The sequence below is a fragment of the Flavobacterium ajazii genome, from assembly GCF_010614725.1.
Lineage (GTDB): Bacteria > Bacteroidota > Bacteroidia > Flavobacteriales > Flavobacteriaceae > Flavobacterium > Flavobacterium ajazii.
In genome coordinates, this window is the sequence record NZ_JAAEHL010000007.1 from 277622 (window position 1) to 292853 (window position 15232).

The 15232-nt window shown below is 36.7% G+C and carries 5 protein-coding genes; 4 read left to right on the forward strand and 1 reads right to left on the reverse strand.

The features are described 5' to 3' along the window. Positions 1-30 precede the first annotated feature (30 nt). The 3 genes from sov to GWR14_RS14715 all read left to right on the forward strand — a co-directional run bounded on the left by sov (position 31) and on the right by GWR14_RS14715 (position 11579). Complete coding sequence (sov, locus tag GWR14_RS14705; RefSeq protein ID WP_163409827.1) at positions 31-7140, forward strand: T9SS outer membrane translocon Sov/SprA; 7110 nt, start codon at positions 31-33, stop codon at positions 7138-7140. A gap of 206 nt (positions 7141-7346) precedes the next feature. Continuing rightward, positions 7347-8417, forward strand: coding sequence for a glycosyltransferase family 9 protein (locus GWR14_RS14710; RefSeq protein ID WP_317165162.1), 1071 nt, complete (start codon positions 7347-7349; stop codon positions 8415-8417). 255 nt (positions 8418-8672) lie between these two features. Next, positions 8673-11579: an FAD-binding and (Fe-S)-binding domain-containing protein gene (locus GWR14_RS14715; protein WP_163409828.1), complete on the forward strand. Its 2907-nt coding sequence runs from the start codon at positions 8673-8675 to the stop codon at positions 11577-11579. 199 nt (positions 11580-11778) lie between these two features. Here GWR14_RS14715 and GWR14_RS14720 read toward each other — a convergent pair whose 3' ends face one another. Further along, positions 11779-12936, reverse strand: a complete 1158-nt coding sequence (locus GWR14_RS14720; protein ID WP_163409829.1) for a Gfo/Idh/MocA family protein — start codon at positions 12934-12936, stop codon at positions 11779-11781. A gap of 361 nt (positions 12937-13297) precedes the next feature. On the opposite strand from GWR14_RS14720, the gene GWR14_RS14725 reads away from it, so the two are divergent. Further along, positions 13298-15232, forward strand: coding sequence for an amino acid permease (locus tag GWR14_RS14725; protein ID WP_163409830.1), 1935 nt, complete (start codon positions 13298-13300; stop codon positions 15230-15232).

Consider the following 15232-nt stretch of genomic DNA (forward strand, 5'->3'; position numbering starts at 1 on the left):
CAATAAATAAAGGTTATCGGAATCTGGTAAATGATTAAAAAATTATTTTTTTTTCCGGTATTTTTCTGTGCTTTAACTGCAAACGCCCAGGTAACTCAGGATACTATAAAAAGTGGATTTGATGTAGGGAAAATCGAAATTGAAAACCCAAAAAGCATCGTATCTGCTTATACTTATAATTCATTTACCAACACTTATGTTTATACCAATTCTGTAGATGGCTTTTCAATTTCATATCCTCTGGTTTTAACGCCTGCAGAATATGAAAAGCTGATTTTGAAAGAATCGAGAAGGGATTATTTCAAAAAAAAATCTGATGCTATTGATGCTAAAAAAAAGGACTCACAATCTGCGAAAAAAGATTTACTGCCCAGATATTACATTAATTCAGGTCTTTTTGAATCGATATTCGGAAGTAATACCATTGATGTAAAACCAACCGGAACTGTAGAAATGGATTTGGGATTATTGTATTCTAAACAAGAGAATCCGGCATTATCGGCAAGCAACAGATCCAGTCTTACTTTTGATTTTGATCAGCGCATCAGTATGGCATTAGTGGGTAAAATCGGAACCAGACTAAATGTAAACGTTAATTATGATACACAATCTACATTTGCTTTTCAGAATTTATTCAAGTTAGAATATACGCCTGATGAAGATGACATTGTACAAAAAATTGAAGTTGGAAATGTAAGCATGCCTTTAAACAGTACTCTGATTACCGGAGCACAAAATTTATTTGGTGTAAAGACACAATTGCAATTCGGAAAAACAACAGTTACCGGGGTCTTCTCCCAACAAAAATCGGAAACCAAAACGGTGAGCGCAGAAGGTGGCGGAGCAGTTCAGGAGTTTAATTTGTATGCTCTTGATTATGACAGTAACAGACACTTTTTTTTATCACAATATTTCAGAAATAAATATGATGCTACTCTTAAAAACTATCCTTTAATAAATAGCCGGATCCAAATTTCAAGAATCGAAGTGTGGGTCACAAACAAACAAAGCCGTGTTAGCAGTACAGCCAATAATTTAAGAAATATTGTTGCGATTCAGGATTTAGGAGAATCACAATTAACAGGTCTTACCGACGATCAGGTTGTGGTTTTAAATCCTTCAACGGGGATGTTCAATAATCCTGCTGATTCGCCTTCGGACAATTCAAATAATGATTATGATCCTGCTCAGATCAAATCAGGCAGCGGTTTGCTCAACAGTAATATTCGGGAAATTGCAACTTCAGCATCCGGATTTAATGCTACTGTCAAAGAAGGTCAGGATTATTCAAAACTCGAAAATGCAAGAAAGTTAAGTGCTACAGAATATACGCTGAACAAACAATTAGGTTATATTTCTTTAACCCAAAAACTGGCCAATGACGAAGTTTTGGCTGTTGCTTATCAATATACTTCCGGCGATCAGGTGTATCAGGTTGGAGAATTTGCAGGTGATGGTGTTGATGCTACCGTTGTTACCGATTCTGAAACGGTTACCACACAAAGTTTAGTACTGAAAATGCTAAAAAGCAGTCTGGTCAACATCAAAAATCCGGTTTGGAATTTAATGATGAAAAATATTTATCAGATTCCAAGTGCTTATCAAATTACGCAGGAAGATTTCAAATTTAATATTCTTTACACAGATCCGTCCCAGCTCAATTACATTACACCAGTAACTGCTTTTCCTTCAAACCCAACGGATGAAAATAAAGTCGCCGAAACACCATTATTAAAAGTCTTCAATATGGACCGGTTAAATTCGAATAACGACCCGCAGGATGGCGGAGACGGTCTTTTTGATTTTGTATCCGGAATAACAATAGACTCGTCAAACGGGCGAATTATTTTTACAACCAAAGAGCCTTTTGGTGAACTGATTTTTAAAAAACTGGCTACAAGCACAGCAGAAGATTACAACAATACGGCTTCTTATAATGCCAATCAGAAAAAATATGTTTTCAGAAGTTTGTACAACAATACACAAACCGGCGCTTTGCAGGACAGTGATAAAAACAAATATTTATTAAAAGGAAAATATAAATCGTCGGGCTCAGACGGAATTTCGATAGGCTCAATCAACGTGGCTAAAGGATCTGTAGTAGTTACCGCCGACGGACGAATTCTGGCTGAAGGAATTGATTATAGCGTTGATTACCAACTAGGAAAAGTACATATTCTGGATGAAGCCTTACTGGCTTCCAATGCAAGTATTACAGTAACCTTAGAAAATAATGCTGTTTTTGGGCAGCAGACTAAAAGCTTTATCGGTTTTAATGTCGATCACAAAATATCAGATCAGTTTACCATTGGCGCCACTTATTTAAAATATACCGAAAAGCCATATACTCAAAAATCGGTTTATGGTCAGGAATCTGTCGACAATACCATTTTCGGACTGAATACAAATTTTTCGAGCGAAGTCCCTTTCTTTACCAGACTGGTTAATAAACTGCCGAATATTGATACCGATGTTCCTTCGAATATTTCCGTTCGTAGCGAAGTTGCTTTTTTAAAACCCAACACAGCAAAAGCGAGTGATTTTGAAGGAGAATCGACAATTTATGTAGACGATTTTGAAACCACAGCCTCTACCATAGACTTAAGTTCTGCTTATTCATGGAGTCTTGCATCGACACCCGGTAACAATACTTCGAGCATTTATAATTTTAACGAAAGTGCCAATGACTTAAGTTACGGCTATAAAAGGGCAAAACTGGCCTGGTACACCATCGATCCCGTTTTTTATACTTCCAAACCTTCCGGAATTTCAAATGATGATCTTTCACTGAATTCTACCAGAAGAATTTACACTGAAGAATTATATCCAAACACAGAAACTGCAAGCGGACAATCTCTTGTCGTCAATACTTTAGATTTAAGCTATTATCCGTCTGAGAGAGGACCTTACAACAACGCACTGGATTTTGCTTCTTCACCAAAAGAAAATTTTGGAGGCATCATGAGAGCTTTAAACACCACCAATTTTGAACAGGGAAATGTGCAGTATATTCAATTTTGGGTTTTGGATCCTTATGTCGGAAACGGGAAAACCAATGCCAGTAACTCCGGGAAACTGTATTTTAATTTAGGTGAAATTTCAGAAGACATTCTAAAAGACGGAAGAAAACAATATGAAAACGGACTTGGGACTGATCAATTAATGGTAACACCACGCGGAATCTGGGGAGACGTTCCTGCCTCGCAATCTTTGACTTACGCTTTTGATACCGATGCTGCAAACCGTTCAAATCAGGATGTTGGTTTAGATGGTTTAAAAAACAATCAGGAAGCTCAAATCTATACTAATTATACCTCTGAATCTGACCCCGCAGCAGATGACTATACCTACTATCTTAATACCAACGGCGATATTTTAGAACGCTACAAAAAATACAACGGAACAGAAGGAAACTCGCCCGTAAGCGCAGATGATGCCAATCAGGGATCTTCGACATTACCAAACACAGAAGATATCAATAGCGATTTTACCATGAATACCATTAATGCGTATTATGAATATAGTATTGATATGAAAGCCAATATGGAAATTGGACAAAATTATATTACCGATATCCGAAATACTCAGGTTACCCTTGTCAACGGAACTACTACAGAAGCACGATGGATCCAGTTTAAGATTCCGGTTTCGCAGCCCGAAAATACGATTGGCAGCATCTCCGATTTTACTTCAATACGTTTTATGCGAATGTTTATGACCGGTTTCAGCGAACCTGTAACCCTTCGTTTTGGATCATTAGATCTGCAAAGAGGTGAATGGCGAACGTATACCGAAACATTGGATGCAAATGATACCAATACTGATGATGACAATACCGACCTTGATGTCCTTGCCGTAAATATTGAGGAAAATGACGGAAAATGTCCGGTAAACTATGTCCTCCCTCCCGGCGTTCAAAGAGAACAATCTTATAGCGGAAACACACTGATCTACCAAAACGAACAGTCTTTAGGCTTAAAAGTTTCCGGAAAAGGATTAGAACTTAATGATTCCCGTGCGGTTTACAAAAGCATCAGTATGGATATGCGTCAGTATAAAAAACTGAAAATGTTTCTGCATGCCGAATCGCTTACAGGCCAAATACCGCTTTCAGACGATCAAATGACTGCTTTTATAAGGTTAGGAAATGATTACACCGAAAATTTTTATCAGATAGAAATTCCGCTAAAGGTTACCTTATCTTCTAATTGTTCAACTTTGAGTCCTGAATTGGTCTGGCCCGAAAGTAATGAAATTGATTTGTCATTATCACTATTATCGCAGCTTAAAATGCTGTCAAAAAAAATAGCCGCTGCTGACCTTCCTACTGACGGAATTTACTTTCTGGATGAAGACAATGAAAAATTAGATCCGTCATTAAGCAGCAAAACAAATAAGCTGCGATTGGGCGTAAAAGGAAGTCCGAATTTGGGATATGTCCGGACTTTAATGATTGGAATTAAAAATAACGATCAACAGCAGGATATTAAGGGAGAAGTCTGGTTTAATGAATTGCGTCTCGCAGATTTGGATAATTCAGGCGGAATGGCTGCCGTAGTAAATCTCGACACTAATCTTGCAGATTTTGCTACTATTTCGGCTACCGGAAAAATGAGTACGATTGGTTTTGGGTCTTTGCAGCAGACATCTGTTGAAAGAAGTCAGGAAGACCTTCAGCAATACAGCCTGCTTACCAATGTCAATTTTGGTAAACTGCTGCCTAAAACATGGGGTATTAATTTACCTTTTAATTATGCTGCTTCTGAAACAACAATTACTCCAAAATACGATCCCGAAAATCCGGATGTTACGCTGGAAACTATGCTAAATGCTGCAGAAACGGAACAGGAAAGAGCCAATATCAAAAACAGGGCGATTGATTATACCAAAACCACAAGCATCAACTTTATCGGAATCAGAAAAGAAAGAAAACCCGAAAAGAAAGCACATGTTTATGATATTGAAAACTTTACATTCTCTCAATCCTACAACGAAACCTATAGTCATGATTATGAAAGAGAGAGTTATGTTGATCAAAGAAGCAATACTGCCTTAAATTATGATTTTAGTATAGAGTCCAAAAACATTGAGCCTTTTGCAAAAACAAAATTTATGAAGAAGAATAATTACTGGAAGCTTCTGAGTGATTTTAACTTTAATTATATGCCTTCTAATATTACATTCAACACCAATATTATCAGGCAGTCCAGCCAACAGCAATTCAGGCAGACTGAAGTTGAAGGAATTCCGTTGGAAACTTCTTTCAGCAGAAATTTTGAATTCAATATTCAGTATGGTTTTACTTTTAACCTCACCAAATCTTTGAAATTAAACTTTACTTCATCGACCAGTAATATTGTCAAAAATTATATGAACAGCGATAATAAACCTATTGATGGTTTTAAAATTTCGGATAATTATTTTAATCCGGGTGAGCCTAATAAACATGTACAAAAGCTGGTCGTAAATTATGAAATTCCGATTAATAAAATTCCGGTATTTAGTTTTGTAAAAGCCAATCTGTCTTACATAGGCGATTACAGCTGGCAGCGGTCTTCGGAAGCGTTAACAGAAATAGAAGTTGACGGCATTACGTATAATCTGGGTAATACTGTTCAAAATGCCAGTACCGGCAACTTAACTGCTTCTTTCAACATGGAAACTTTTTATAAATATATAGGCATTTCACAAACCAGTACTACCAAAAATGCTCCTAAGAAAACAACTCCGATAAAACCCGGAGAAAAAATAGTAAAAACAGAAGTTCCTGAAAAAAGAAACCCAAATTCTTTTTTAAAAAATCTATATGGCGTTTTGACGAGTATAAAAAATATTACCCTGAATTTTAGTGAGAACAACGGAACTGTTTTGCCGGGTTATCTTCCAACTTCCGGTTTTATGGGATTTTCAAAACCAACTTTAGGATTTATTTTTGGAAGTCAAAGCGACATTCGTGACGAAGCTGCCAAAAAAGGCTGGTTAACGACTTATCAGGAATTCAATCAAAATTATTCTACTTCAAAAAGCCAGATTTTTAAAGGTCTCGCCAATATAGAACCCCTACCGGATTTAAAAATTGATTTATCAGCAAGCAGAACTTATTCCGAAAATTTTTCAGAACAATATGATGTAAGCAATGGTCAGTACAACTCGAGATCGCCTTATACTTCAGGAGCTTTTGCTATTTCTACCGTCTTGATCAAAACAGCGTTTTTTACCAGCGATGAAAATGGCTCTGAAGCTTTTGAAACTTTTAGAAAAAACCGAATTACGATTGCCAACCGACTCGCCACTCAAAGAGGAATTAACATAAACAACAGCACTAACATTGGCACAGACGGATTTCCGTTAGGGTATGGCAGTACCAGTCAGGCTGTTTTATTAGCTTCTTTTCTGGCAGCATACACAGGAACTGATGCCAATCATGCTGCATTGGGAATTTTTAGGGATATTCCGATTCCAAACTGGTCATTAAAATATAATGGTCTTATGCGATATGCTTTCTTCAAAGACACTTTTAAACGATTTTCTCTCCAGCACAGTTATCAGGCGACATATACTGTAAATGCCTTCAATTCGAATTATAATTATGCTAAAGATCCGAACGGAATGGACGACAATGGTAATTATTACAATCCGACTATAATGTCTAATGTTACTTTGACAGAACAATTCAATCCGTTTTTAAAAGTTGATTTTGAATTAAAAAACTCTTTAAAACTTTTAACCCAAATCAATAAAGACAGAACCTTATCAATGAGTTTTGACAACAACAATCTGACTGAAGTAAACGGGATTGAATATGTTGTAGGTATTGGTTATCGAATTAAAGACGTGACTTTTACCTCCAAACTGGCTGATAATCCTACCAATACCATAAAAAGTGATATCATCCTGAAAGCAGACTTAACACTCAGAAATAATCAGACTATTGTGCGATATCTGGATTATGATAACAATGAATTGGTTGCCGGACAAAATATATGGACTTTAAAAACCACAGCAGATTATTCGCTAAGCAAAAGCCTGACAATGGTATTTTATTACAATCACTCGTTTTCCAAACCTGTTATTTCGACTTCATTCCCGCTTACTACCATAAGTTCAGGTTTTACTTTGCGATATACTTTTGGGAATTGATTTTCTAAACCGTAATCACTGTGATTTAAATATTAATCTTACTTATTATCATGAGTTTACAGTATTCGTCTATAAAATTTCAGGTTAAGTCGATTTATAAGTACACATGGATAAATCTACACTTACTTTTAAATCCGAATTAAAACAGAACTGATATTACCCGTCGTAATCATCTGACAAAAAGAATTTTAAGTAAATAATCCCGCATGAGCAAAATAGAATTTAAAAGAAAAGTTAATGAAGTGAGAAAATCGGTCATGAAGGCATTAACTAAAAATATTGGGCGTAAAAATCAATCCTTTCAAAAAAACGGTGCTGTAACAAATGTAAACAGGGTTTTAATTTGCAGACCAAATCACAGGCTTGGAAACCTTTTGTTAATTACCCCATTGCTTCAGGAAGTCTCGGCAAAATATCCGGACTGCAAAATAGATTTATTTGTAAAAGGCAATATTGCGCCCGAAATTTTTAAAAACTATCATACTATTGACACCATTATTCAGCTTCCCAAAAAGCCCTTCAAACAGCCTTTTCAATATCTGAAAGCCTGGCTAAAAATCAGAACAACTAAATATGACCTGACTATTAATGCAGATAAAAATTCATCCTCCGGAAGATTATCAACCCAATATTCAAATACCAGGTTTAAATTTTTTGGAGATGTACTGAATGAATCTATTGCGTCATTTTTTTGTGATTTTGAACACATTGCCAAAACATCTGTATATGATTTTCGGTTTGCAATTTCTCCTGAAACTATTTTCGAATGGAATGAAAAAGTACCCGATCTGGATTTAAAATTAGATGCTTCAGAGCTGTCACATGGCTACCGAATTTTACAAAAAATAACGCCCGGTGACAAAAAGATAATCAGTTTGTTTACCTATGCCACAGGAAACAAATGTCATTGTGCTGAATGGTGGGAAGAATTTTATGAAAAACTGTGTCTCAGCTTTCCGGATCATACTATTATAGAAATTTTGCCAGTAGAAAATGTTTCGCAAATCGCCTTCAAAGCTCCATCCTTTTATAGCAGGGATATTCGGGAAATAGCTGCTGTCATTGCCAATACGTCCATTTTTATTGGGGCAGACAGCGGAATCATGCATCTTGCAAGTGCTGCCAAAGTACCTGTTGTAGGTCTGTTCAATGTTACAAATCCGAAGAAATACAGACCGTACAATAACAACAGCATCGCTATTGACACAACAGAGAATGATATCGAAAATATTATTGAAGTTTTAGATACTTTACTTCGCCATCGTTTATACTATTAAAAAACGATCTGTGAAGTTTGTCCTTTTCAAAACTGAATATACTCTGCCTGATTTTTTTCATTCAAATAAATAAATGCAAAAAATACACTTATAAAAGTGCCTTAAGGCCAAAATACAGCAGAAGTTCGCAGTATTATGGCATAAACATTGAAAACTCAGTACCTAATTTTCTTAATTTAGAATAAAAACAAAGGAAATAAGAGTATTTTTGTAACCGAAAAAACACATCCGTTTTAGGTTATAAATTCAATCAGAATGTCAATAATTAAGGAGTTAGAACAACTGTCTGCATCATTAGAAGGAACACTTTTATACGATGATCTTCATAAAACGCTTTATTCAACCGATGCTTCGGTATACCGAATTAAACCCAATGCGGTAGCCATACCCAGGACGACTTCAGATATTGCCAAACTGATAAAATTTGCAGCGAATCATAATATTTCGGTTACGCCGAGAACTGCGGGAACTTCTTTGGCAGGACAAGCGGTTGGAGACGGACTAGTTATTGATGTGTCGAAACATTTTACTAAAATTATTTCGTTTGATGCCGAAAAGAAAACTGTAACCGTTCAGCCGGGAGTCATCCGCGATGAACTGAATTTATTCTTAAAACCTCACGGCGTATTTTTCGCCCCGATTACATCAACGTCAAACCGCGCGATGATTGGCGGTATGGTTGGAAATAACTCTTCGGGAACAACTTCGATTCGATATGGTGTTACCCGCGATAAAATTGCAGAAGTTAAAGCAATTTTGAGTGACGGTTCTGAAGTGATTTTTAAAGACCTGACTTCTGAAGAATTTATCGAAAAAACAAAAGGAGATACTTTAGAAAATAAAATATACAAAACGATTTATGATGAGCTTTCGATAAAAGAAGTTCAGGAAGAAATTATAAAAGAGTTTCCAAAGCCTGAAATTCACAGAAGAAATACAGGTTATGCCGTTGATATTCTGCTGAAATCGGAATTATTTGGCGGAACTGAACCGACGATTAATCTGGGAAAACTACTTTGCGGAAGCGAGGGAACTCTGGCTTTTACAACCGAAGTAACGCTGAAAGTGGATGATCTTCCGCCAGCACACAGTATTATGGTCGTAGGACATTATCATACCATTCAGGAATCGTTGGAATCAGTTGTCGTAGCGATGAAACATCATTTGTATACCTGCGAAATGATCGATGATACGATTTTGGATTGTACGAAAACGAATCGCGAACACGTAAAAAACAGGTTCTTTTTACAGGGGGAACCCAAAGCTATTATGCTGTTTGAAGTAGCAGCTCATACTTTGGAAGAAGCCGAAAAACAAGCTGACGCCCTGATCGCTGATTTAGAAAAAAACAATTTTGGTTATGCTAACGTCAAAATTTACGGACCAGATATTGACAAAGCTAATGAACTGAGAAAAGCAGGTCTTGGACTTTTAGGAAGTATTGTAGGCGACGATAAAGCAGCTGATTCGATTGAAGATACAGCGGTTGAACTGAGTGATTTACCAAATTATATTGCAGAATTTTCGGCTATGATGTTAAGCCACGGACAGGAAGCGATTTATTATGCACATGCAGGTGCGGGAGAATTACACCTTCGTCCGGTTTTGAATTTGAAGAAAACATCTGATTTAAAATTATTCAGAACCATTGCGACCGAAGTGGCACATTTGGTTAAAAAATACAGAGGTTCGCTAAGTGGTGAACACGGCGACGGAATTGTGCGCGGAGAATTTATTCCGTTTATGATTGGCGACAAGAATTACGAACTGCTGAAAAGAATCAAACTGGCATTCGATCCGAATTCGGTTTTGAATATCGGGAAGATTGTCAATGCTGGAAAAATGGATGAAAATCATCGTGTCATTTCAGGCAGAATTGAACCGGATATTAAAACATTTCAGGATTTCTCAGACAGTTTAGGGATTTTGCGTGCTGCCGAAAAATGCAACGGTTCCGGAGACTGCCGAAAACTGCCTTCTGGCGGAGGAGCAATGTGTCCGAGTTATCGTGCGACCCGAAACGAAAAAGAAACTACACGTGCGAGAGCCAATGCACTGAGAGAATATCTGACATACTCTGAAAAAGAAAATAAATTCGACCAGAAAGAATTATACGAAGTTTTTGAGCTGTGTGTAAGCTGTAAAGCCTGTGCCAGCGAATGTCCAAGTAATGTAGATGTAGCCACTTTAAAAGCGGAATTTTTATACCAATATCAAAAAGCAAACGGATTCTCTACCAGAAATAAAATTTTTGCCAACAATGCTAAAATGAACAAACTGGGAAGCAAATTCCCTTCGATTACGAATTTTATTTCGAATCAGTCCTTCGTTAAAAAAACAATGGGAATTGCACCTGAAAGACAGGTTCCGTTGTTAGCTAAAAAGACTTTCAGAAAATGGTATAGCAATAATAAACCTTCAGGAACAGATTTCCCAAACGGCAGATTGTATTTATTTGTAGACGAATTCACGAATTATTACGATGTGAATATCGGAATTGATGCCTTTGAATTATTAACGAAATTAGGCTATCAGGTTTTGGTTATCGATCACGAAGAAAGCGGAAGAGCCTATCTTTCGAAAGGATTTTTAGAAGAAGCGAAGAAAATAGCCAATCATAATGTGAATGTTTTTAAAGATCTGGTTTTAGGAAATGCACCTTTGGTTGGAATAGAACCTTCGGCAATTTTGACTTTCAGGGATGAATATTTACGTTTAGCCGATGATAAAGAAGCTGCCGAGAAATTATCCGGAAATACTTTTACGATTGAAGAATTCTTTAAAAAAGAAATCATCGACGGAAAAATCACACCGGAATCTTTCTCTGAAGAAACAAAAGAAATTAAAATTCACGGGCATTGCCACCAAAAATCTTTAAGTTCTGTTGAAGCGACTTTCGCAATGCTGAATCTGCCAAAAAATAATACGGTTACCATTTACAGTTCGGGCTGTTGCGGAATGGCGGGTTCTTTCGGTTATGAAAAAGAACATTATCAGGTAAGCATGCAGATGGGGGAAGATACCTTATTCCCAAAAGTGCGAAACACAGCTGAGAATGTAAAAATCGCTGCCGCAGGAACAAGCTGCCGCCATCAGATTTATGATGGGACGAGTCGTGAGGCTCAGCATCCTGTGAGTATTTTGAGGAATTGTCTAAGGTGAGATGTTTCTTGTAAAACGTGAAAAGTTTTACCACAGATTAGAGATTAAAAGATTTTTGTTTCTCGCAGATTTAGCAGATCAAGCAGATATATTTTTTAGATTTATTTAAAAATCTGCATTATCTGCTAAATCTGCGAGAGAAAAATGTATTGTTGTATATTAAAATCTATGTTAATCTGTGTAAAACCAGTAGCCAAAACTATCTCAAACTTACTTTCTTTCCTGTTTCAGCAGCTTTATAGATGGCGTTGATGACTTTCATGTCTTTAAGTCCTTCTTCGCCTGTGATATGATTTGGAAGTTTTTTGTTTTCTAAAATGACTTTACAAATTTCATCCATTTGCGTCTGCTGTTGATTTATTACAGGGAATTTTAATTCTTTTTTTGATGTTTTACCTTTAAAAGGCCCATAACTCAAAGCCGGACTCAATTCAAACGAGCCTTCATCTGCAGAAGCGTAAAATCTGTCAATATTGTAACTCACCGTAGTATTGCAATTTGCAGTTGCTCCGCTCGGAAATTCCATTTGCCAGGAAATACTTTCCTCTGTCTCGGTAAAAATCTGTTTGTTGTACACGGTACCAAATTGTGCCGTAACCGCTATTGGTTCTTCGCCTAAAACATAACGGCTTACCTGAATACAATAGACCCCCAAATCCATTAAAGGGCCACCTCCTGATAATCTTTTATTCAGTCTCCATTCGTGACGGTCATTGAAATTGACAGTGCTTTTTGTATCGGCCGGGTCATGTATTTTGTAACCAAGAGAAGCTTCAATATAACGTACCTGACCCAAAACTTTTTCCTGTCCCAGACGTTTTATTTCTAAATGTGTCGGCTCATAATGCAAACGATAGCCAATAGCTAACTGCACATTATTATCATTGCAGGCTTTTATCATTTCTTCACAATCTTTAACCGAAATTGCCATTGGTTTTTCGGTAATAACGTGTTTTCCGGCTTTTGCTGCACGGATAGTAAACTCTTTATGCAGTCCGTTTGGTGTTACAACGTACACTAAATCAATGTCTTTATTTTTTACAATTGCATCGAAATTTTCATAGTTGTAAATGTTCTTTTCCGGAATATTATATTTCGTTTTCCATTTTTCAGCTTTGGCTGGAGTTCCGGTAACAATTCCGGCAAGATGACAGTATTCAGATGCCTGAATTCCTTCTGCCAGCATAGAAGCGTAATTTCCTAAACCGCAAAGTGCAATATTTAATTTTTTTCCGGTGTAGGGTTTATGTTGCTTTTCAGTTTCAGTCAAGAAAGAAGGAAGCGTAGTCATTACAACAGAAGCCCCCACACCTACTCCTAATTTATTTACAAAAGAACGTCTTGAAATTTTTTCCATAAAATGATTCTTTAAAAAATTAAATACTTCTTAATTAGTAAGCTGGTTTTTATAAATGTTACATTTATGTTTGAAATCGAAGTTTTACCACAAAGATTCGCAAAATTTTGTTTCTCGCAGATTTAGCAGATTGCGCAGATCATTAAAAATCAGGAAAATCTTTTCACCGCAATAAAAATCTGCCAAATCTGTGAGAGAAAAATATAACTACAGATAAAAAATAATTCGTGAATTCGTGGCTAAAAAAATCACAGAAAAACAAAAACGTTTTATAAATTTGAAATCAGGATAATTTTTGCATTATTTGCAAAATAAAACGATAAACACCTAAAAAATTTAATTTTTAATAGCTAAACCACGTATGGCATTTTCAAGTTTATTTCGAAAAAAGACAGTACAGGATATCCTGAAACAAGTTGCACAAAATGAAACTGATGGACACAATGCATTAGGAAAACATTTGACCACAAGGGATTTGACCGCTTTTGGAATTGCCGCTATCGTGGGAGCCGGTATTTTCAGTACAATCGGAAAAGCCAGCGCCGACGGGGGACCTGCTGTTATCTTTTTGTTTTTGTTTACCGCACTGGCTTGTGGTTTTGCTGCTTTTGCCTATGCTGAATTTGCTTCAATGGTTCCTGTTTCCGGAAGTGCGTATACCTATTCATATGTTGCTTTTGGCGAATTAATTGCGTGGATTATTGGCTGGGCACTAATCATGGAATATGCCGTCGGAAATATAACTGTCGCCATATCCTGGAGTGACTATTTTACCGGATTGCTCCAAAGCCGTGGGATCGTTTTACCGCAATGGATTCAGATGGATTATTTAACTGCTTCTAACGGTTTTAAAGATGCGATGGCATTGATGCAGGGTGGAAAAACTTTTGAAAATTTAGATTCAGGATTACAGGCAGCTTATATGGCCTGGACTACTGCACCAACAATTGGTTCTTTCCATTTTGTTGCAGACCTTCCGGCTTTGTTTATTATTGTTTTAATTACAGCTTTGGTTTACAGAGGAATGAAAGAATCCCGTAACGCCAGTAACTTAATGGTGGTTGTAAAACTTTGTATTGTCCTTTTGGTAATTGCAGTTGGAGCTTTCTATGTGGACACAACCAATTGGGATCCGTTTGCACCAAATGGTGTTGGAGGAGTTTTAAAAGGTGTTTCGGCCGTTTTCTTTGCTTATATTGGTTTTGACGCCATTTCTACAACCGCCGAAGAGTGTAAAAATCCACAGCGTGATTTGCCACGCGGAATGATGTGGGCGATTATCATCTGTACGATTTTATATATTGCCATAACTTTGGTTTTAACCGGAATGGTAAGCTATAACGAATTGAATGTTGGTGACCCATTGGCATTTGTTTTCGAAAAATTAGATTTAAAATGGATGTCCGGAATTATCGCAGTAAGTGCCGTTGTGGCAATGGCGAGTGTTTTACTGGTTTTCCAAATGGGACAGCCTCGTATCTGGATGAGTATGAGCCGTGACGGTTTATTACCTAAAAAGTTTTCTACAGTGCATCCAAAATTCAAAACGCCTTCTTTTGCGACTATCGTAACGGGGTTTGTTGTGGCAGTTCCGGCTTTGTTTCTGAATTTAACAATGGTAACCGACTTATGCAGTATCGGAACTTTGTTTGCCTTTGTACTGGTTTGTGCGGGAGTTTTGGTATTGCAGAACAAACCTGAAATCCCAAGAGGAAAATTCAAAACGCCTTATATCAATTCAAAATATATTCTGCCGGCCTTACTTGCTGCCGGTTTGTATTACGCTTTTGCTTTCAACAATAAAGCGACTATGGCTTTCATCAATAACGAAGCACAGACTTTTGATGCAACCACCATCATTACTTCCTTAAACAAAGAAGAATCGGTAAAAGTTCTGAATTATTTAGAAAGTATCGATGTTAAAAACAAAACAGCCGAAACTTCAGATTTGGAGCATCTGTTAAGCCAATATCAGGATGATGAAACAAAATATGCAGAAGTTGTAAAAGGATTACCTATTCATGATTCTCTTAAATATGAAACCGGATTCAGTTTATTCAAACACAAAATCCCAATGTGGATTTTCCTTTTTGTTTTGGTGGGATTAGCGATCTGGGCATTTAGAAAAAACCTTTCTTTAATTCCGCTTTTAGGATTAATCTGCTGTCTTTACATGATGGCCGAATTAAGTGTCTGGAACTGGATTTACTTTACGATTTGGTTATTAATTGGATTGTTTATCTACTTTACTTACAGCCGAAAAAATAGTAAACTGAACTTTGTGGAGAAGATTTAA